Origin of the sequence: Exiguobacterium sp. SL-9, from assembly GCF_004336985.1 — a bacterium.
Classification (GTDB): Bacteria; Bacillota; Bacilli; order Exiguobacteriales; family Exiguobacteriaceae; genus Exiguobacterium.
In genome coordinates this window covers 821,223-840,050 of record NZ_SJUO01000001.1, presented here as the reverse complement: position 1 = coordinate 840,050, position 18,828 = coordinate 821,223, and the positions used below count along the sequence as shown (strand labels likewise).

The following is an 18,828-nucleotide window of genomic DNA, read 5'->3' as shown; positions in this document are numbered from 1 at the left end:
ATAGCTCTGATTTCCCCGTAAGGAGAAATCAGAGCTATTTTTTATTTGTTATATTAGGGATTACACAAATCACAATATCTCGGAGATACATATACGTCTCCAAGATGTTCTGTTTGTTGATACTGACAAGTTGAGCAGGCATAGACATGCTGCACTATTTGTTTTGTAGGGGTATGACATTGTTCGCATAATCGACCAGGTACTTTACCGACGACACGGAACCCCGGGGCGCCACAAGATGGACATAAAGAATTTGCCTGTTCAATTAGTTGCCTCGTCGCGAGCTCGATGTTTTTCATGCGAGTTGGGTTGGCATATGCCCGCATATCTGTCTCGATAAAGACTTGTCGATTTGTTGACTTATTAAAGCAGTAATTAAAAGCCTCTTTTAAAAGTGGTTCACTGGTAATGTCTTTTAGCACGATGGATGAATGTTCATCATCTGATCGGAGAATCACATGATGGTCTGGGAAACCAACTTTATTAACAAACTGGAGTGCGGAAGGGTAGTCTTTGACAATTGCCTGGCTGAAATTTGTGTTGAGTCCTTCATAATAACCATGTAATTCAAGTTCTAATTCATCGTCTTTCAGTAATACCAGTTCAGTATTCCACGGAATGGGCGCGAGAGGATGAAATCCGAAGGTACCTTCACTCGCTACCCCGACATGATGGCTTGTCAGTTTTAGACCCATAGTCACTTTGTTTCGTGCTGTTTCGAATTGAGATTGCTGACGACTTATTTCCCGTGTAAATGTTCCGAATTGATCAGTGTCGAGTGTGCTTACATGCATGTTGCATCCAAATTCTCCTTCTAGGAGAGGTTTTATAACTTTTTCTTTTTGGTGAATTGTTACTAGCAGAACATCTCGATCCTTTAAAAAATTCATAAACCGTTTCCTTTCTAAGCAATACAGACTCCTTATGATGAATATAAATGAACAATTCACACAGTGTAAGCGCCTATCAAATAGTATGAAATAAAAAAGAAGTGCCCCTGTGTATATGGGGCACTTCAGCTTATCGTAATGTTTAACGGATGACGAGTTCTGTCTCCGTGTCGAAGAAGTGAGCTTTCGTCATATCGAGTGCGAGTGTGACATCGTCACCCATGTGGATGCTTGAACGTCCATCGATGCGAGCTGTGAACTGGTGGCCACCGAGTTCAGCGTACAAGTACGACTCAGCGCCCATGAGCTCGGCGACATCGATATGCGTGCGGAACGTGTGCGTCGTTGGCGAGTCGATGTAGATCGGCTCATCATGAATCGATTCTGGACGGATTCCGAGCACGAGTTCTTTACCGACGTAACCGCGGTCACGAAGCCCTTTCATTTTGCCTTCAGGGACGTTGATTTCTTCACCGCCGACGAGGAACTTCCCATCAGCCAATTTTCCGCGGAAGAAGTTCATCGAAGGTGATCCGATGAAGCCTGCTACGAAGATGTTATCCGGGTTTTCATATACTTCTTTCGGCGAACCGACTTGTTGGATGATTCCGTCTTTCATGATAACGATACGAGTCGCGAGTGTCATCGCTTCCGTTTGGTCATGGGTAACGTAAATCGTCGTCGTGTCGAGACGGTTGTGCAATTGGATGATTTCTTTACGCATTTGAACGCGAAGCTTGGCATCCAAGTTTGAGAGCGGCTCATCCATCAAGAACACTTTGGCATCACGGACAATGGCACGGCCGATGGCGACACGTTGACGCTGACCACCAGAGAGTGCTTTTGGCTTACGTTGAAGGTATTCTTCAAGTCCGAGGATACGGGCCGCATCTTGCACGCGACGATCGATCTCATCTTTCGGGAACTTGCGAAGTTTCAAACCGAACGCCATGTTGTCATACACACTCATGTGCGGATAAAGGGCATAGTTTTGGAAGACCATCGCGATATCACGGTCTTTCGGTGCGACATCGTTCATGCGCTTGCCGTCGATGATGAAGTCACCGCTCGAGATTTCTTCGAGTCCTGCGATCATGCGGAGCGTTGTCGATTTACCGCAACCTGAAGGTCCGACGAAGACGATGAACTCGCGATCCTTAATATGCAAGTTGAAATCGCTGACTGCCTTCGAGTCACCACCGTCGTATATTTTATCGATATGATTCAATTGAATTTCTGCCATGTCGTTAGCCTCCTGAGAATCTGTTCTTGTATAATAGCGCTTACAAGATTGATTATAAGGTGAAACCGCTTGCATTGGATATGTACACGTTGCACAAAAACGATTACTCAGATTTGTGCAACGTGACAATCAATTGGAGTAGACCGGCATCGTAGAACTGCCTAGCGTCATAACCGGTCGCTTCGTAGAGCCGGTCGAGCCGATAGTTAAGCGTATTTCGATGCATAAATAACGCCTTTGCCGTGTGCGATACGTTCAACGAGTTGGCGAACAGCGCCTCTAATAACTCAATCGTCGTCTTATCGAGAGCCTCGACGATTGCGGCCGTCAAATGAGAGCGTACATCAAAAGTCTCATGGCGTTGTAGTAAATAATGGTATAATAATTGACTAGCAGGGTAAGCTTTAGTAGAGAGTCTCGCGAACGGGCACAGCGTTTGATGTTGTTGATACAGTGTCCCTAACACGCCGAGTGGCCGCTCGCTATAGATGACGTGGGCCTCGACATAACAATCGCTCGCAATCGCCCGCAAGACGTCCTCGAACTCGTTCAGCTCGACGAACTGATCGGTCTCAATGATTTCAACGTGAGATCGGGTCATGAGAATAATTTCTGCTTCAGGCATAAAGTCAGCTAACACGTCTAAAAATTGTTCGAGCGCCTCATGGTCTTGATAATGCAAGACGAGCGACATGAGACGGAACGGTCGGTCGAACCGGTACGTGTCGGTGAGTAGACGATCTTGCCATTTGGCTTGTTGTGGGTCTAGTCTCGTCAGCAATGGAGTGGCGGACCATTCGAGCAACTGACGCTCACGTTCCGTCAGCTCCATTTTAGGCAGGCCGAAAATCGTGCCGTCCGGGGCTTGATACCAACGAACGTCACTGGATGCATCTTCCGCCCGATGGACAACGTTCGGGAAAATCGATTTAATACGATCATACGTAGTCAATACAATCACCTCTTCAAACAATGTATCATATTTCAGAACGGAGGCAGGCAGTTTGGACAGTCTACTAAAAATATTCATCATGATCGCCATCGGTGCGACAATTGGGGGAATCACGAACTTTCTCGCCATTAAAATGTTGTTTCGTCCCCATCATCCTAAATATATCGGAAAGATGAGAGTTCCGTTTACACCAGGGTTGATTCCGAAGCGTCGCGACGAATTGGCGACGAGCCTCGGGAAGACGGTCGTTAAGCACTTGTTGACGCCGGAAGGGATGCGTAAACGACTGCTCGATGAACAAGTCGGTAGTCATATCATTCACTTCGTTCAAGGTGAGGTACGGACGATGCTTCGTTCGGACAAAACGATCCGTTCGCTCATCGATCCGCTCTATCCGGACGCGGAGGCGCGTGTGTTGGCAGAAGCGGATACGAAGCTCCGGCAAGAGCTCCGACTCGTCCTGTCGGATGTGAAGTCCCGTAAACTATACGAACTTCTCGGTGAAGATGGGATGGATCGTGTCCGCGGCATTATCCCTGAAATTGTGGACGCTCTGCTCGTCAAGTCAGAGGAGTATTTTTATTCGGCCGAAGGAGAGGCACAGCTTCGGCACATGGTCGATTCGTTCGTCCAACGTCGGCTCGGTTTCATCGCCGGGTTCGTTCAAAACTTGAATTTCGTCGAAATGATTCGTCCGGAGATTATTAATATCCTGCGGGGCGGCTCAACACGATCTGGGATGGCTGAAATGATCACGCGCGAATTCGAGCGGTTTAGTGAACGCTCGGTCGAAACGTTGCTCGATGAACGTTTAGAAGAACGTCTGATTGATGGTGTGACGATGGAAGTCGTGTCGCGCTTACCGGTCGGGGAGTTGCTCGACCGGACTGTCCACTCGTATACACGAGACGTCGAGGACCGTGTCGTTGAAGAGCTTGTGCCGAACGGGGTCCGACTCGTCATCACCCGTTTCACAGATCAAATGGAGACTGTTATGGACCGTCTTAAAATCGATCAAATTGTCCAAGAACAAGTGAGCTCGCTCGATACATCATACCTTGAAGAGATCGTCCTTTCGATCTCGAAGCGAGAGTTCCGGGCAATAACATGGCTTGGAGCCTTATTAGGTGGTATGATTGGGTTGATTCAAGGGTTGATTGCCATCATTTGATTGGCACGCCCTAATAGTATTTAGGAGGACGTCACATGTCACAATCAAACTTGTACGATCATGCTTACCAATTGGAAAAAGCACTTCGCGATTCTGAGGAGTTCACAAATCTCTCTTCACTATACGACCGTGTCAATGCGGATGCAGAAGCGAACCAGTTATTCGCTGACTTCCGTGATATCCAAATGACGCTTCAACAGAAGCAAATGCAAGGCGAAGAAATCTCTGAACAAGAGATGATGGACGCGCAGACGAAAATGATGGGCGTTCAACAAAACGAATTGATCATGGAGCTCATGCAAGAAGAGCAACGCATGCATCAACTGGTCACAGAAGTGACGAAAATTATCATGAAGCCGCTTGAAGAGCTTTACGCTCCGATGGTCAATGATCAAGAAGTTCAATAATCGTGATGCGGATGGCAATCGAGCCATCCGTTTTTTTGTTGCCCAGATTGTCACTCAACTTATGATAGCGCTTACATAACGGGTGGTATAATAAACTTGTAAAACTATCACAAGGAAGGGTGAACGTCATGGTCACCTTAGTGATTTTAACGGTTATGATCATCGGGTTTATCGGAGGCTGGCTCCGGGCCGATCTTATTGCGCTCATCGGTCTTCTCTTACTCGTGTTGACAAATCAATTGACGCCGGTCGAAGCGATGGCCGGTTTTTCGAATTCGGTCGTGCTCATGATTGCCGGACTGTTCATCGTCGGCGCTGGGTTGTTTCACACCGGTCTCGCCGAACGGTTAGGTGCCATGCTCATCCCGTACGCAAAAGGGAGTGAAGTGCGTCTTTTTCTCGTCCTGATGGTCACCGTGACGTTTTTGTCGAGCCTCATGTCGAACACGGGTACAGTTGCTTTATTGATTCCGGTCGCCCTTGCCATGTCGAGGCAGATGGGGACGAGCCCGGCGAAATTGCTCATGCCGCTCGCCTTTTTCTCAAGCATCGGTGGGACGATGACGCTCATCGGGACACCGCCGAACCTTGTCGCCGCCGAGACGCTTCGAAGTGCCGGTGTGAGTTCACTCGGTTTTTTCGCGCTGTTGCCGATTGGTCTCGTCGTGGCTGTGGTCGGGTTTGTCTATTTCTATACTGTCGGCAATCGTCTACTCGGAGCGGGGGACGTCCGTTCATCGTCGGCCCGTCCGTTGATGTTGCCGCAAGTGGCCGTCTATGCGCTTTTGATCACAAAAGGACACCGACTTGTCGGTCAGACACTTCGTGACGTCACATGGTCACGGGACGGTCTAATCGTCGTCGGAGAACACCGAAAAGGGGTGGCCCATCGGTTCATCACGGCCCGCGCAGACACGGTGCTTACGGAAGGGCGTGTCCTCGTCAGCGGTGATGAGTCGGATGTCCATCGTATCGCGCGACAAGAAGGGCTAGTCGTCGAACCGGTCAACGTCAAAAATGTCTACGGCAAAGCGTATGGCGTCGCCGTCTTCACGATTCCGACCGCCAGTCCGCTCGTCGGCCACTGTTTATCCGAGAGCGGGTTGCGCAATGAGTATCGGTTGAACGTGCTTCAAATTATACGCCCGAACGAGGAGATCGCCATCACCCGATTGAAAGACGTCCCGCTCGAACGGGGTGACATGCTCGTCGCGCAAGGCGAGTGGGAGGATTTAGAGCGGGTCGGAAACGAGACGCATCTCTTGCTTGCCAATGAGCATGTGACTGATGTGGCCAATCGGGCCGTGTCCGAACGTCATCAACTAGCAGCGGGGCTGATTCTGCTCGGAATGGTCATGCTCCTCGTGTTCGAATGGGTCGACCCGACGGTAGCGGTATGGCTCGCGGCACTCGCGATGGTGCTCACGGGTGCCGTCCGTCATATGGACGTCGCCTATCAATCGATTCAATGGTCCTCGCTTCTTTTGATTGCGGCGATGATTCCGGTCGGTCAAGCGCTTGATCATGCGGGGATCATGGCGTGGCTCGTCACGTGGATCAGTGCGTCCTTCGGTCAGGCGGGTCCGGTCTGGGTGCTCGTTGCCCTCTTTGTCGCGACGATGGTGCTCAGTCAAATCATCTCGAACACGGCGACGGCCGTCTTGTTCGCACCGCTCGCACTATCGCTCGCTTCGGCGCTTCAAGTCAGCCCTGTCCCGCTCGTCGTCGCTGTTGCTATCGCGGCCTCACTCGCGTTCATGACCCCGTTCGGGTCACCGACGAATGCGATGGTGTTCGGCATCGGCGGTTATCGCTTCTTTGATTTCGTCAAAGTCGGCTTGCCGCTTCAGGTTGTGACAGCGATTGTCGCTATCTTCACGATTTTACTCCTCTTCCCGTTCTAATAGGAAATGGTGATGCGACTGTTGGGTGGGAAGGCAAATATAACGAATGAACAAGCGCCTCGGGATTCCCGAGGCGCTTGTGTTAGGAGGCCGTACCTTTCAGTTTCCCTGGCAGTTTGCAGCGTTCGAAGTAGATGAGTTGGCCACATCGTGCGATGCGGGCCCCTTTATGAAGATGCCCGGCTTCCTCGAGCATCGCGAGCCCTTTCGTTTTCGCCTCATCATCGTTTGCCGCGGTAAATGAATCGTTCAAGACGGTCGTGCCGTCGTTCTCGAATGCTGTGATCGTATACTGTTCCATCCGTTCGCCCCCTTTGCTTTCATTGTACTGAATGGTCATTCATTCTTCAAGTGAAGGTTTTGTCAGCTCCTCGAACGTGAGCTGACGGGCCGTTTCGGTACGCGGGATCAATTCTGAAACGGTCATCCCGATCAAGCGGACCGGCTCGGTGATTGCCATCTCGTCGAACAGACGGCGGGCGAGCCGTTTAATCTCATCGTGATCGTGCGTCGGATGGTTCAGTTTGATTTGATGGCTCCGGGCCTGGAACTCGCTCGTCTTGATTTTGATCGTCACCGTTTGACAACTGAGCTCGCGGCGGTCGAGCTGAAGCAACACATCTTCGATTTCCGGGACGACGCGTTCGTATACTTCTTCTGGGTCATCGAGGTCGAACGCGAACGTCGTCTCTGAGCCGATCGACTTTCGTTCCCGGGTCGGAACGACGGGACGGCTGTCCCGGCCGTGGGCGAGCTCATATAACTGATTCCCGCGGTCGTGTCCGAAGATGGCCTTCAACTGTTCGGGTCGGGTGTTTTGCAAATCAGCGATTGTATGATAATGGTGCTTGAACAGCGTCTGGGCGGTCACTTTGCCAACTCCGTGCATTGTCGTGATCGGGAGCGGGGCGAGGAATGTTTCGACGTCAACCGCCTCGACGACCGTCAGTCCGTTCGGCTTGTTGAAGCCGGAAGCGATTTTGGCGACGAACTTCGACGGGGCGACCCCGGCCGAAGCGGTCAGTCCGGTCCGGCGTTTGATTTCCCCGAGGATGTAGCGGGCGATGTAAGGGCCGGACGTGCTCATGAGTGTATTCTCCGTTACGTCCAAGTACGCTTCGTCGAGCGAGAGCGGTTCGACGAGCGGCGTAATCGATTTGAAAATGGCCATCACTTGCTGACTGACGTGTCTATAGACGTGAAAGCGCGGCTTGACGAACGTCGCCTGTGGACAGAGTGCAAACGCCCTTCGTGATGACATGGCGCTGTGCACACCGTATTTTCGCGCCTCGTACGAACAAGTGGCGACCACTCCACGACTGTGAGGGGCGCCACCGACGATGACCGGTTTATCGCGTAAGTCAGGGCGGTCACGTTGTTCGACCGAGGCGTAAAACGCGTCCATATCGACATGGATAATCAATCGTTCCATGAACATCACCTTTCTGTATCATCTGCTCCTTTCAGTATACCGAACTTTTGTTCGTTTTTTACTACTTTTGCTTATTTCGATGGCTGCGCTGTTTATCTAACTTCTCTTGGCTACGGATTTGATTCGGGAATTGCAGAAGCGATCCAATCCAATTCTTTTGCTTCAACCAAAAATAAATCAAAACCGTGAAGCCGATAATCATAATCCAGGCGAACAAATAGCCGAGCGGCCATTCGAGCTCGGGCATTTGTTTGAAGTTCATGCCCCAGACCGCACCGAACGCGACGACGGGGGTCGTCAAGGCCGTGAAGACGGTGAGCGCCTTCATGATCTCGTTGCCACGGAAGTTAGACAGCGTCGCAGCTAGGTCGGTCATCGCGATGACGTCTTCTTGGTAATGTTCGATCAACGTCAGGAGTCGATTGACGCGATACGTGGCGAGACGATACGCGTTCAATTGATCCAAATCCATGTCGAGGAACGCCTCTCGTCCGGCCATGAGTAATTCGCGATACGGGACGACGGTATCGGACCATCGTTCAATCTCGCTGCGTAACCCGAAAATCTCATTCATAAACTGAGGAGGCACTTGTCCACTCATCTCGCGCTGGGCGACCATCAATCGTTCCTCATATTCATCGATGCCGTGAAAGTAATAGTCCATCTTTTCAGCGAGCAGGTCATAAAACGCCTCGATCGGTGTATCGTATTGTTTGGATGCCACCGTCTCGCAATAGATGTCATCAAACCCGATGGTCCATAAGAAATCCTGGGTCACGAAGTAGTGACCGATTTTTTGCGGTTCGCGCTCGAGCTGTTCATAGTCGAGCGTGAGCGAGCCATACATGTAATCTTGCTCGACAATGATTTTCGTCACCTTGGCCGTCGTCAACTGCTCGAGCCAGTACGTGTACGCCTCTTCATAATGGTTGTCGACATGTACGATTTCTTCTGGCCGTGTATACCATTTCCAATTCATCTTCCATTCCCCCAATTTCCTTCTCCCTCAAGTATTCCCGCTTTCCTAAGAAAGTTGGCATCTCATGCGAACTTTCGTTAAGATGAAAGTACTGACAAGAAGAGAGGTGCTTTTTTTGACGACTACTAAAATCGGTCAGCTCAAAGTGGGCGACACGTTAAATCAATATGTCATGATCAAACAATCCTATCGAGGACTCGCTGGGAACGGCAAACCATATTTGACGCTCATTCTTTGCGATGAGAGCGGAGAGATTGAGACGAAAGTATGGGATAGCGCCGATACAGATAAATATGCGACGAAGAAAATTGTCCACGCTTCCGGAGAAGTGATGGATTATCGCGGGCGGACTCAACTGAAGCTCAAACAAATCTCCATTATCGAAGGGGAGACGGATATCGCGCCGTATGTAAGATCGGCACCGGTACCGAAATCAGAGCTCGAGACGGGAATCCGCAGCCATATCGAGGCGATCGGACACACGGGTATGCGTGAGCTCGTGACAGCGCTCGTCGACCGGAACGCGGAGGCGTACTTCACGTACCCGGCAGCGGTGCGCCATCACCATGCGGTCTATTCGGGACTTGCGTTCCACGTCTTGTCGATGCTTAAACTCGCCGGAACGATGTGTGACCTGTATCCGCAATTGAATCGTGATTTGCTCGTATCGGGTGTCGTGCTGCACGATTTGGCGAAAGTGATCGAGTTGTCGGATGCGATCACGCCGGAGTATACGCTCGAAGGAAAATTACTCGGCCACTTGTCGCTCATGGCATCTGAAATCGAAGTCGTGGCCCGGGAGCTCGCGACCGACCGCGAAGTCGTGACGTTGCTCCAACATCTCGTCCTCAGTCATCACGGGAAACCGGAGTGGGGATCGGCGAACGCGCCGCAACTCCCGGAAGCCGAGATGTTGTTCTTCATCGACAACATCGATGCCCGGATGAATATGTTTGAGAAGGCGTTCGAAGGCGTCGAACCCGGAGCGTTCACGGAACGCGTCATGGCGCTCGATAACCGTGCGTTTTATAAACCGAAGTTATGAAGGCATACAAAAAGACGTCCCGCGGGACGTCTTTTGCTTATTGCTCGGTCGATTCTTCGGCTGGAGCTTCTTCTGAACCTTCTTCTGACGCTTTGATGGCGTCTTTCACAGCGTCGAACTGTGTTGACGCTTTCGCATCTTTCACGTCGACGTTATATTTCTCGATCAACTCGGCGTAGATCTTGTTCGCGTCGACAGAGGCCGCTTTTTCAGTTGCCAATTCTTCACGGATACGATCTTTCTCGTCTTCGAGTTTAAGGTCTTTTTCTTTACGGTCCATGACTTTGATGACGTGGAAACCGAATTGTGATTGGACAGGCTCAGAGACTTTGCCGACCACGTCTTCTTGGAACGCATATTCTTCAAACTCAGGGACCATGGCACCGGCTGAGAAGTAACCGAGGTCGCCGCCTTTTTCACCAGAACCTGTGTCTGTCGATTTTTCTTTCGCAACGTCTGCGAAGTCTGCGCCATCGTTCAATTCTTTGATGATCGCTTGGGCTTCTTCTTCAGTCTCGACGAGGATATGGCTCGCTTTGACTTCGACGTTCTCTTTCGCGAATTGGGCCTCGATGTCTTCGTCCGTCACTTCGACGAGTTCTGACTTCGCCGCATCGACGAGCATTTGTCCGCGGAGCGCTTCTTTGAACTCGTCCGTGTCGGTCATGCCAGCTTGTTGAATCGCTTGTTCGAACTCTTCTTTTGAGTTGAACTGCTCTTCCGTCTTGCTGAACTCTTCATCGACTTTATCTTGCTCGACCTTGTCGCCATATTCTTTTTCAAGCAATTCATTCATCGTTTCTTGGAAAGCTAGTTGTGGGACCATGCGGTCGTAGCTCATGTCCGCGATCTCACCGCGTGTCACTTCGCCGCCTTCAAAGGAAACAACTGCTGAGTTGTCCGAAGACCCGCCGCTTGTCGCCGCATACGTGCCGCCGACACCGATCAGAAGTGCGATTGCTGATGCGCCGACGAGGGCGCCTGTTGAAAACTTCTTGTTTTGTTTGTTCGGTTCATTCGTCATTCCGTTTGACATATATTCCACCCCTAAAAATCTATAAGTTTCTAAATCCGACTATACCACATTTTGTTAACGATAACAGCTGTTCTCTTGCCTGTGTAGTATCATAGCACAGAAACGTATCGTATAATGATGAAAGAGAATGTGAAATGATGGGGTGGAGAACGTGTCGTTAGAAGAGAAAATCAATCAATTATCGTTCCAGATGGAACTGTTGCTCGGCGCAGTCGATTGGTCAAATCGTCCGTTCGAGCATGAGGTGTTGAAAGCCAATTTGACGAGACAAGAGGTCGTGGCATTTTTCGCACTCCTCGATGATATCCGGGAACGACAAAACGAGCAAATGCGCTACGGTCTGTCGTCCGTGGAGCCTTTGCTCGTTCATTTCGTCGGGATGCTGCACCCGAAGTTAGAAGCCGAAACGATTCTCGCGGCGTGTGTGCGCCAAGGGATGGCGCTTGACGTCACGGAACCGTTGTATCGGCAAGTCAAGCTTCTTTACTGACCTCGTCGTCTTCCGGGCGACGTCCGGCTTCTTCCGTAATCATTTTCGACGTTTCCGCGAAGATGTCCATGAAGTTATCCCCGTAGAGACGACGGACGATAGCCGTGATGTCCGTCAAATCAGGGAATTTCCCGTACAACTCTTGAAGCGGGAGTGAAGCGCGGAAGACACCGTTCTCTTCCGGGTCGAAGGCGTGAATCGTCTCAAGCAAGAGCGCCTCACCTTCAGGCGTCAATTGGACGTACGTATTTCGTTTGTCCGTCTCTTTTTTCGAGAACGTAAGCAAACCGCGGTCTTCGAGCTTCTTCGAGAAGTTGAACGCCGTCGACACGTGCATGACCCCGTATTTGGCAATCTCTGAGATCGAGGCGCCGCCGAGGGCGTGTGCGATCCATAAAATATGATGTTCGTTAATGTTCAAATCGAATGGCTTGATCCAATTCTGCCAGTCTTTCTCGACCGTCTTCCACAATGCCTTACTAAGCTGAATGATTTTATGACTATAGAGCATGGCCTCAGGGCCAGTGAATTCTTTTTCGTGTTCCATGTCGATCCATCCTTTCCGATACAATGTGACTAAGATGACGGGCGATGACGACAGACGGTTCAGTCGGTCTTTCCTGTTTTCGCTTCGGTCATATCTGACTGTACGTTCGAAAGCTCGTTTAAGTTTCCTTGAATCCGCTCGATTGAAGGCTGAATGTCTTGTTGATAGCGTTCGACTTCGGCTTTCACTTGATCCGTCAATTCTTTCCCTTGCAATTTACCGGCTGCCGCTACTTGCGACGCGTCCTTCGTAACTTTTTGGAATTGTTCTTTCAACGTAGTGATTGTGGACGCTCGGTGTTGATTAGCCGCGGCGTCGTTTGCCGTTCCACGGGCGATTTTTTTAATGGTCGCAACTCCTAAAAACGCGACGACAAAGCCAAAAGCAACCCACTCTCGACGATTGTGACTCGACAATACATTCCCCTCCTCAAGCACACTGATGCTACAATACATTCTTTTCATATTATTTTACCAAAAAAGAGTGATTAAAAACCTATATCTTAAATAAAATTTTTCAGAACATTCAATTTTGACCGAAAAATCATTTTATTTTAAACTATGGGTAAAGGAAGGTGACCTCCAGTGAATATGCAAAAGCGTTGGGTTGATGACATGTTAGACCTGTATAACGCGGCCAAGCGACTGGGAGATGACCCTTGGGCACACACAATCATGGAAGCACTCGAGGCGGGATATGAAGCGTCGGAACAGAACGAACAGACGCGGAAACAAACTTTGCTTGAAAAGCGACTCGTTGAAATAGACGCCCGTCTAAATTTGTTAAGAAAAGAGTTCGAACAAGCGGAATCTGTCAAATCGCGGCAACAGTTATACGAGCAGGCGATTAAATTACAAGTCGAGCGTGCCCAAATCGAAGAGGAGCGGAAACGCCATCTCAATTCAATCAACTCGTCATGAGGTGCGAGACAAAAATGGACCGATCGCTCAACAAGCGACGGTCCATTTGTTCATTAAAGGTTTGCTTTGATGCCGGCAGCGATGGTCTGCATGTCGTCAGATGAGTAATCGCCTTGATGCGTCTCCCATTTTGCGTCAAACCCGTCCGTCTCGCCATAGCGTGGCAACAGATGCATATGGAAATGGTAGACCGTCTGTCCGGCGATCGCTTCGGCGTTCGATAAGATGTTCATCCCGATCGCACCCGTCTCACGTTGAATGGCGTTCGCGATGGCGGGAACGGCTCCGAAGACGTCACGGGCGACGTCGGCTGGCAATTCGTAAATGTTTCGGGCATGATGTTTCGGGATGACGAGAGTATGTCCTTTCGTGACTTGAGAGATGTCGAGGAAGGCGACGACGGCGTCGTCTTCGTATACCTTGTACGACGGAATCTCATCCTTGACGATTTTACAAAAAATACAGTTGTCCTCAGTGTGCATGCTGACTCCTCCATTCATAAATGACTAATCCATCTCATCATAACATGGAAATTCAGGCGGAAGAACGATTGTCCAGACGGTCGATTCCCCCTACACTAAAAACAATAGCAAGTAGAGAGAGGAAGAAAACGGATGGCGTATGTACGATCGAAAAAACCGTCACGACGAAGAAGCATCTATCTCGGGCTCCTCATGATGCTCGGTATTGGCCTAGCGGTCAGTGCATTCTATCAATGGGGGTATAAACCGGCTGCCGCCAACGACAAGATTCATGTCCGGTTCAAAGAGGCGCTCTTGAACGAGGACGTCCGCTTTTTCCAACAGACTGTCGAGTATGAATCGGAGCCGCTCACGCGAGCCGAGGCACTCCGTTTCATGGGGTGGTTGAATGAAGAGAAGACGATTCGGGGCGAGGCTATCTCGGAAGTGGCGCAAGACCGTGCCGACCGGACGCAAGGTATGGCGACGGACGGATTATTCCGGCTCGTCGATACGGGGGCAGGGCGGTTCGGCTTTTCCGACTATCGGATCGAATTGTTGCCGAAGTCGCTCGTTGTGACGTCGGATGTGCCATTGACGAACGTGTGGGTGGACGGTACACAAGTCGGAAGAATTGATGAGGCGGGCGGTGACGTGACGTTCGAGCGCATGCCAGGCCGTTACGACGTCAAAGCCGTCGCTGTCGTCGATGGGTCGACGGTGACTGAGAGTGACGACGTGACGCTGATTGAAGACGATCGCTTGGCATTTGGGCTGTTGCCGGAACAAGATAAGACGGTCGCCGGACAATTCGACCTCGAACGGGCCGAGCTGATTGAAATCGAAGTCGAGGCGCAAACAGGGCACTCGATCGAGACGATCGAGGCGTTGATGAATAAACGGGAACAGACGGTCAGCGACGAGATCGGTGAACCGATAGAACGAGGTGACGTCTGGCGCTATGATGGGATGGAGCTTCGATTTGTTGACGGTCGCGTCGACCGCATCGATATCAATCTCGAGAAGCGGCCGGACGACATCATCGCCTTGATCGGGGAACCGAATGAGAAAATCGAGACCGATCTCGGCGTCGAATGGCGCTATGATCAGACGTTGCTCGAGTCGATTTTCACCTTTTTGCGCCTACAGAGCGAGAAACGGTTCATCGAGCGGGACGGGGCCATCTATTTAATCCTGACATAACGAAAAAATGGGACCCTCAGCGAGGGTCCCGTTTGTTTAGCACTAGATTAGCGCTTTTTGTTCATTGATTTCATGACGAACGATACGATCAAGATTAAGATAATCGCACCGAGAAGTGCTGGGACAATCGCGATGCCACCAACGGCAGGACCGAAGTCTCCGAAGATGAGGCCACCGAGCCAAGCTCCGATGATCCCGGCGATGATGTTCCCGATCACGCCACCTGGTACGTCTTTACCTAAAATAAGACCTGCTAACCAACCGATGATACCCCCGACAATTAAAGTAATAATCCAACCCATAAAAACATTCTCCTCTCTGCTTTGTCCATTGTTCTTCTTAACAATTTTATGGAACAATGGAATTGATGAATAAGTTTTTTAAAATGCCTTACAGTAGAGAATATTCCCATGTGACAAATTTCAAAACATATATCACAAAAAAAAGTTGAAAATGAGGGGTGGAGTTTTCATGTTGCAGGTCGAACATTTGAACGGCGGTTATATAGGTAAACAAGTCTTGCACGACATTTCGTTCGAAGTGAAAAAAGGTGAGCTCGTTGGGCTGATAGGGCTAAATGGAGCGGGAAAATCGACAACGATTAAACATATTTTAGGATTGCTTGATCCAATTTCGGGATCGGTCGAAGTCGATAGTGAGACACTCACCTCATCAGAAAATAATTATCGTAAGAAAATAAGTTATATACCTGAGACCCCTATTTTATATGACACGTTGACCTTGCGTGAACATTTGACATTGATCGGCAAAGCGTACGACATTGAGGCATCGGATTTAACGAGCCGGACCGAGCGCTTGGCCAGGGATATGCGGATGGAGAAGCAACTAGACTGGTTCCCGTCCGTCTTCTCGAAAGGGATGCGGCAAAAAGCGATGATTCTCTGTGCGCTCGTGACGAAGACGCCGCTCCTGATTGTCGACGAGCCGTTCGTTGGGCTCGATCCGCTCGCGATCCGTCAGCTGCTCCGATTGTTTGACGAGTATAAGGAAGACTGCGCCATCTTGATGTCGACGCATATTTTGGAGACGGCCGAGCGCCACTGTGATCGTTTCGTCTTCTTGCACCAAGGTTCGGTCATCGCGACCGGTACGGCCGCGCAGTTACGCGAGATATATGGTCTTCTTCCGGACGCCACGCTCGATGACATCTACGTTGAGGCGATCGAGGCCGAGGAGCGGAAACAATGAACGTATTCAAACAACGATTTGGCGTTTGGGTAGAAGACGTCGTGAAATACAGCCGTTATGTGGCAAACGGCGGTTTATTGTTCACGCTATACTTTACGCTCATTTATGGGGCGTTCGTCTACAACCAGTTCTTGACGGACTTGGATCCGGCATTTCCGAGTGAATGGATTGTGGCGTTGATTTGGTTGCTCTTGCCGCTCGGGCATCGTCCCCGGACGTTGATTCAAGAAGCGGACCAAGTCTTCTTATTGCCGCGCCTCGGTGAGATGCAAGCGTACCTGAGCGGCGTTCGCCTGTTCAATGTCGTCTTCGCCACCATCCGTGCCATCCTCGTCATGCTTGTCGTGTTGCCGTTGCTCGTCCGGACGCAAACACTCAGCTCGATTGAAGTCGGCGCCATCCTCGCGACGAGTGTGCTCATTTCGGCCGCGGGTCGTCTCGCCAAGTTGGAGGGGGTTAAATATGTGGTAGTGCCTAGCGCGCTCGCCAGTGGCCTTCTCATCCTGTTCGGTGTGCCGCTCTTAACACCGGTACCGGCACTCATCCCGTTCATCTTGCTCCACGTACGCCGCAACCGCCGTATCCCGTTACTCGACTGGCTCTTGCTTGAAGAGAAGAGCAAAGCCCAGTTCAATCGGGTCGTCAGCTGGTTCGTCGATGTCCCGGCGATGCGGGAAGACGTACGGGAGCGGTCGTTCATCGTGAGCCTGCTCGAACGTTCGGTCTTGAGACGAGCCGATGCCGCCCGTTACGTCTATGGTCTCCGCATCATGCGTTCGAACGATTCGCTCGATCTCGTGTTGCGACTCTCTGCCGTCGCGCTCGTCGTCATGTGGCTCTCGGGCGGGTGGTACGTCGGACTGGTCGTCCCGCTTTTCGTCGGATTGACCGCCTTGCAACTCGTCCCGTTGTTCAAGCGGCTCGACACGGTGTCGATGGCGTCATGGTTGCCGATCACACGCTCAGAGCGGCTCTCTGCCTATAAATGGTGGGCGACGCGGTTGTTGTTCGCGCAAATGCTCGGACTAGGCGTGGCTTCGTTCTTGTTCGGAGCGACGTGGGACGCACTAGTTGGTCTAGCACTTGCGTATCTGGTCGTCCGTTACTATTTGAACCGATTGACATGAAACAGGGACACCCGCTTTGGGTGTCCCTGACTGTTGTCGTTATTTCTTCGGTGACATGACCGAGACGCTTGACCCGAGAATTTTCGGGAGGCGTGCTGGTGTCTCTGCTTCTGGCTCGACTTCGCCATATGCCGATACACCGTGTTCCGCGATATCGAGACCGATGTCTTCTTGTTCTTCCGTGACGCGAAGACCGATTGTGACGTCAAGCAATTTCAAGAAGGCGTAGCTACCGCCACCGGCGATGACCATCGCGATCAAAACACCGAGAGCTTGAACACCGAGTTGGCCCAAGCCGCCGCCGTAGAAGAGGCCTGCCGAACCGATGCCTGTGATCTCAACCAAGCGCGGCGAGGCGAAGAACCCGAGTGCGAGTGTGCCGATGATTCCAGCGACACCGTGTACCGAGAAGGCACAGAGCGGATCATCGACATATTTCGCCATGAGGATACTCGTCCCATACGTGGCGATTGAAGCGACGGCGCCGATGACGACTGCGGCCCAAGGTTCGACGAAAGCACAGGCGGCCGTGATGGCGACGAGCGCCCCGAGGACACCGTTGACGATTGTAGGGATGTCTGCCGTCTTCTTATGAAGCATGACGATGGCGAGAGCGCCGAGGGCACCGGCTGCCGTGGCAAGCATCGTCGTGAGGGCGACGTATCCGAAGAATCCGTCCGCGACCGACATCGTCGAACCGGCATTGAAGCCGAACCAGCAGAGCCAGAGCACGAGTCCGCCGACGACCGTTAAGACGTGGTTGTGACCAGCGAGCGATTCCGTCTTACGACGCGGTTTCAAGATAATCGTGGCCATAAGGGCGGCCATCCCGCCTTGAAGGTGGACGACGGCCGAACCGGCGAAGTCTTGCATGCCCATCGTCCCGAGGAGTCCACCGGCCCATACGGAGCGGGCGACGATCGGATAGAGGATGGCGACGAAGAAGATACCGAACAAAACGTAAGCGGAAAGTTTAGCCCGCTCTGCGAACCCGCCCCAGGCGATGGCGAGCGCGACGGCGACGAATGACAACTGGAACAAGAATTTTATATCGATTGAGACGTTGGCCCAATCAAGACTTGAGAACGATCCGTTCATGAAGAATCCTTCCGTCCCGAACCAGCGGGTCCCGTCCCCGAATGAGAGGCCGAAGCCGACGGCCCAAAAGGCGAGTGCCGCCACAGAGAGGCTGATGATTTGTTTGACTGCCACGTGCCCGGCGTTTTTAGCCCGGAGCGTCCCCGTTTCGAGCAAACCAAAACCAAGTTGCATCGTCAAGACGAGCAGTGCAGCGATGAGTACGAACAGCGTGTCCATATAATATAAGATGTCTTCCATGTTGCGATTCCTCCTTTTTCGCGATTGATGATTCAAAAGTTGTTTTCAGTGTATGACGAATGATTTGACTTGGATTGCAATTTGTCAGATTATCTGACATAGTTTTTTTATGGAGGAGGAGGACGAGTGATGGACTATAAATCGAAGAAAGTGATTGGGATGGGCGTCATCACTGAACTGACTGGCCTTTCGGAGCGACAAGTCCGTTATTATGAAGCGAAAGGGCTCGTCTTTCCGGAACGGACTAAAGGTGGTTCACGTAAATATTCTTTCCATGACGTCGAACGATTGATTGATGTGGCGTCAAAGCTTGAGGACGGTTGGCGGATTCAAGACATTAAAGAACGCGAGAAACGTCTATCGTCGAAACAGCGTGACGATTTGATTCGTGGTCAGCTCAATTCGGCCTTCCGCACGTATCCGACAAAGAAATGACACAAAGAAAACACAATGAAAATGCTTCACATTAGCATT

The 18,828-nt window shown here is 51.0% G+C and carries 22 protein-coding genes; 10 read left to right on the top strand and 12 right to left on the bottom strand.

Annotated features, from left to right (window positions below; all coding sequences use genetic code 11):
- Positions 1-53: 53 nt before the first annotated feature.
- The 3 genes from EVJ34_RS04300 to EVJ34_RS04290 form a co-directional block, all read right to left on the bottom strand.
- Positions 54-890 (bottom strand): DUF6671 family protein, encoded by an 837-nt coding sequence (locus EVJ34_RS04300; protein ID WP_131484784.1) that lies wholly within the window; start codon positions 888-890, stop codon positions 54-56.
- A 142-nt stretch (positions 891-1,032) separates the two neighbouring features.
- Entirely contained in the window at positions 1,033-2,133 is a 1,101-nt protein-coding gene (locus tag EVJ34_RS04295; protein ID WP_131438209.1) for an ABC transporter ATP-binding protein, read from the bottom strand.
- A gap of 103 nt (positions 2,134-2,236) precedes the next feature.
- Complete coding sequence (locus tag EVJ34_RS04290) at positions 2,237-3,094, bottom strand: helix-turn-helix domain-containing protein (protein ID WP_236636639.1); 858 nt, start codon at positions 3,092-3,094, stop codon at positions 2,237-2,239.
- A 43-nt stretch (positions 3,095-3,137) separates the two neighbouring features.
- Between EVJ34_RS04290 and EVJ34_RS04285 the strand changes: the two genes are divergently transcribed.
- The 3 genes from EVJ34_RS04285 to EVJ34_RS04275 all read left to right on the top strand — a co-directional run bounded on the left by EVJ34_RS04285 (position 3,138) and on the right by EVJ34_RS04275 (position 6,567).
- On the top strand, positions 3,138-4,256 hold the full coding sequence (locus tag EVJ34_RS04285) for a DUF445 domain-containing protein (protein ID WP_236636638.1): 1,119 nt from the start codon (positions 3,138-3,140) through the stop codon (positions 4,254-4,256).
- Between the two features lie 35 nt (positions 4,257-4,291).
- Positions 4,292-4,663, top strand: a complete 372-nt coding sequence (locus EVJ34_RS04280; protein WP_131438205.1) for a YlbF/YmcA family competence regulator — start codon at positions 4,292-4,294, stop codon at positions 4,661-4,663.
- A 128-nt stretch (positions 4,664-4,791) separates the two neighbouring features.
- Positions 4,792-6,567 carry an SLC13 family permease gene (locus EVJ34_RS04275; protein ID WP_236636637.1) on the top strand — a complete coding sequence of 592 codons (1,776 nt, stop codon included), beginning with the start codon at positions 4,792-4,794 and terminating at the stop codon, positions 6,565-6,567.
- 82 nt (positions 6,568-6,649) lie between these two features.
- Here the strand turns inward: EVJ34_RS04275 and EVJ34_RS04270 are convergent, their stop codons facing one another.
- The 3 genes from EVJ34_RS04270 to EVJ34_RS04260 form a co-directional block, all read right to left on the bottom strand.
- Positions 6,650-6,868 carry a YhzD family protein gene (locus tag EVJ34_RS04270; protein WP_236636636.1) on the bottom strand — a complete coding sequence of 73 codons (219 nt, stop codon included), beginning with the start codon at positions 6,866-6,868 and terminating at the stop codon, positions 6,650-6,652.
- Positions 6,869-6,907: 39 nt separating this feature from the next.
- Positions 6,908-7,999 (bottom strand): DNA polymerase IV, encoded by a 1,092-nt coding sequence (gene dinB, locus EVJ34_RS04265; protein ID WP_236636635.1) that lies wholly within the window; start codon positions 7,997-7,999, stop codon positions 6,908-6,910.
- A gap of 61 nt (positions 8,000-8,060) precedes the next feature.
- Positions 8,061-8,978: a CorA family divalent cation transporter gene (locus EVJ34_RS04260; protein WP_131438199.1), complete on the bottom strand. Its 918-nt coding sequence runs from the start codon at positions 8,976-8,978 to the stop codon at positions 8,061-8,063.
- A gap of 172 nt (positions 8,979-9,150) precedes the next feature.
- Here EVJ34_RS04260 and EVJ34_RS04255 point away from each other — a divergent pair, with 172 nt between their 5' ends.
- Positions 9,151-10,023, top strand: coding sequence for an HD domain-containing protein (locus EVJ34_RS04255; protein ID WP_483297317.1), 873 nt, complete (start codon positions 9,151-9,153; stop codon positions 10,021-10,023).
- A gap of 37 nt (positions 10,024-10,060) precedes the next feature.
- Here the strand turns inward: EVJ34_RS04255 and EVJ34_RS04250 are convergent, their stop codons facing one another.
- Complete coding sequence (locus EVJ34_RS04250) at positions 10,061-11,059, bottom strand: peptidylprolyl isomerase (RefSeq protein WP_131484780.1); 999 nt, start codon at positions 11,057-11,059, stop codon at positions 10,061-10,063.
- A gap of 151 nt (positions 11,060-11,210) precedes the next feature.
- Between EVJ34_RS04250 and EVJ34_RS04245 the strand changes: the two genes are divergently transcribed.
- A complete protein-coding gene (locus EVJ34_RS04245; protein ID WP_236634623.1) occupies positions 11,211-11,549 on the top strand; it encodes a DUF1878 family protein in 339 nt (112 codons plus the stop codon).
- On the opposite strand, the gene EVJ34_RS04240 is transcribed toward EVJ34_RS04245, so the two are convergent.
- Together EVJ34_RS04240 and EVJ34_RS04235 are read right to left on the bottom strand one after the other, a co-directional pair.
- Positions 11,533-12,096 (bottom strand): HTH-type transcriptional regulator Hpr, encoded by a 564-nt coding sequence (locus EVJ34_RS04240; RefSeq protein WP_131437672.1) that lies wholly within the window; start codon positions 12,094-12,096, stop codon positions 11,533-11,535. The two genes, EVJ34_RS04245 and EVJ34_RS04240, sit on opposite strands and share 17 nt — an antisense overlap.
- 59 nt (positions 12,097-12,155) lie before the next feature.
- Positions 12,156-12,512 (bottom strand): hypothetical protein, encoded by a 357-nt coding sequence (locus EVJ34_RS04235; protein ID WP_236636634.1) that lies wholly within the window; start codon positions 12,510-12,512, stop codon positions 12,156-12,158.
- A gap of 174 nt (positions 12,513-12,686) precedes the next feature.
- On the opposite strand from EVJ34_RS04235, the gene EVJ34_RS04230 reads away from it, so the two are divergent.
- Positions 12,687-13,016, top strand: coding sequence for a hypothetical protein (locus EVJ34_RS04230; protein ID WP_236634625.1), 330 nt, complete (start codon positions 12,687-12,689; stop codon positions 13,014-13,016).
- Positions 13,017-13,069: 53 nt separating this feature from the next.
- Here EVJ34_RS04230 and EVJ34_RS04225 read toward each other — a convergent pair whose 3' ends face one another.
- The gene (locus EVJ34_RS04225) at positions 13,070-13,498 is read right to left on the bottom strand and encodes an HIT family protein (RefSeq protein WP_131437668.1); all 429 of its coding nucleotides are present in this window, start codon (positions 13,496-13,498) and stop codon (positions 13,070-13,072) included.
- Between the two features lie 132 nt (positions 13,499-13,630).
- On the opposite strand from EVJ34_RS04225, the gene EVJ34_RS04220 reads away from it, so the two are divergent.
- Positions 13,631-14,680 carry a hypothetical protein gene (locus tag EVJ34_RS04220; RefSeq protein ID WP_131484779.1) on the top strand — a complete coding sequence of 350 codons (1,050 nt, stop codon included), beginning with the start codon at positions 13,631-13,633 and terminating at the stop codon, positions 14,678-14,680.
- 47 nt (positions 14,681-14,727) lie between these two features.
- Here EVJ34_RS04220 and EVJ34_RS04215 read toward each other — a convergent pair whose 3' ends face one another.
- Entirely contained in the window at positions 14,728-14,982 is a 255-nt protein-coding gene (locus EVJ34_RS04215; RefSeq protein ID WP_131484778.1) for a GlsB/YeaQ/YmgE family stress response membrane protein, read from the bottom strand.
- 169 nt (positions 14,983-15,151) lie between these two features.
- Here EVJ34_RS04215 and EVJ34_RS04210 point away from each other — a divergent pair, with 169 nt between their 5' ends.
- Both EVJ34_RS04210 and EVJ34_RS04205 read left to right on the top strand, forming a co-directional pair.
- Positions 15,152-15,889, top strand: a complete 738-nt coding sequence (locus EVJ34_RS04210; protein ID WP_131484777.1) for an ABC transporter ATP-binding protein — start codon at positions 15,152-15,154, stop codon at positions 15,887-15,889.
- Complete coding sequence (locus EVJ34_RS04205; RefSeq protein WP_131484776.1) at positions 15,886-17,016, top strand: ABC transporter permease; 1,131 nt, start codon at positions 15,886-15,888, stop codon at positions 17,014-17,016. Before EVJ34_RS04210 ends, EVJ34_RS04205 begins: the two co-directional genes overlap by 4 nt.
- A 39-nt stretch (positions 17,017-17,055) precedes the next feature.
- On the opposite strand, the gene EVJ34_RS04200 is transcribed toward EVJ34_RS04205, so the two are convergent.
- Positions 17,056-18,354 (bottom strand): ammonium transporter, encoded by a 1,299-nt coding sequence (locus EVJ34_RS04200; protein WP_131437658.1) that lies wholly within the window; start codon positions 18,352-18,354, stop codon positions 17,056-17,058.
- A 129-nt stretch (positions 18,355-18,483) separates the two neighbouring features.
- Here EVJ34_RS04200 and EVJ34_RS04195 point away from each other — a divergent pair, with 129 nt between their 5' ends.
- Complete coding sequence (locus tag EVJ34_RS04195; protein ID WP_131437656.1) at positions 18,484-18,789, top strand: MerR family transcriptional regulator; 306 nt, start codon at positions 18,484-18,486, stop codon at positions 18,787-18,789.
- Positions 18,790-18,828 lie beyond the last annotated feature (39 nt).

Bases quoted from the DNA above. Each gene is read 5' to 3' on its own strand.
- EVJ34_RS04230 (WP_236634625.1), top strand. From the start codon at position 12,687: ATGCAAAAGCGTTGGGTTGATGACATGTTAGACCTGTATAACGCGGCC.
- EVJ34_RS04210 (WP_131484777.1), top strand. From the start codon at position 15,152: ATGTTGCAGGTCGAACATTTGAACGGCGGTTATATAGGTAAACAAGTC.
- EVJ34_RS04260 (WP_131438199.1), bottom strand. From the start codon at position 8,978: ATGAATTGGAAATGGTATACACGGCCAGAAGAAATCGTACATGTCGAC.
- EVJ34_RS04275 (WP_236636637.1), top strand. From the start codon at position 4,792: ATGGTCACCTTAGTGATTTTAACGGTTATGATCATCGGGTTTATCGGA.
- dinB (WP_236636635.1), bottom strand. From the start codon at position 7,999: ATGGAACGATTGATTATCCATGTCGATATGGACGCGTTTTACGCCTCG.
- EVJ34_RS04300 (WP_131484784.1), bottom strand. From the start codon at position 890: ATGAATTTTTTAAAGGATCGAGATGTTCTGCTAGTAACAATTCACCAA.
- EVJ34_RS04240 (WP_131437672.1), bottom strand. From the start codon at position 12,096: ATGGAACACGAAAAAGAATTCACTGGCCCTGAGGCCATGCTCTATAGT.
- EVJ34_RS04205 (WP_131484776.1), top strand. From the start codon at position 15,886: ATGAACGTATTCAAACAACGATTTGGCGTTTGGGTAGAAGACGTCGTG.
- EVJ34_RS04250 (WP_131484780.1), bottom strand. From the start codon at position 11,059: ATGTCAAACGGAATGACGAATGAACCGAACAAACAAAACAAGAAGTTT.
- EVJ34_RS04225 (WP_131437668.1), bottom strand. From the start codon at position 13,498: ATGCACACTGAGGACAACTGTATTTTTTGTAAAATCGTCAAGGATGAG.
- EVJ34_RS04255 (WP_483297317.1), top strand. From the start codon at position 9,151: ATGATCAAACAATCCTATCGAGGACTCGCTGGGAACGGCAAACCATAT.
- EVJ34_RS04295 (WP_131438209.1), bottom strand. From the start codon at position 2,133: ATGGCAGAAATTCAATTGAATCATATCGATAAAATATACGACGGTGGT.
- EVJ34_RS04280 (WP_131438205.1), top strand. From the start codon at position 4,292: ATGTCACAATCAAACTTGTACGATCATGCTTACCAATTGGAAAAAGCA.
- EVJ34_RS04215 (WP_131484778.1), bottom strand. From the start codon at position 14,982: ATGGGTTGGATTATTACTTTAATTGTCGGGGGTATCATCGGTTGGTTA.
- EVJ34_RS04195 (WP_131437656.1), top strand. From the start codon at position 18,484: ATGGACTATAAATCGAAGAAAGTGATTGGGATGGGCGTCATCACTGAA.
- EVJ34_RS04200 (WP_131437658.1), bottom strand. From the start codon at position 18,354: ATGGAAGACATCTTATATTATATGGACACGCTGTTCGTACTCATCGCT.
- EVJ34_RS04270 (WP_236636636.1), bottom strand. From the start codon at position 6,868: ATGGAACAGTATACGATCACAGCATTCGAGAACGACGGCACGACCGTC.
- EVJ34_RS04220 (WP_131484779.1), top strand. From the start codon at position 13,631: ATGGCGTATGTACGATCGAAAAAACCGTCACGACGAAGAAGCATCTAT.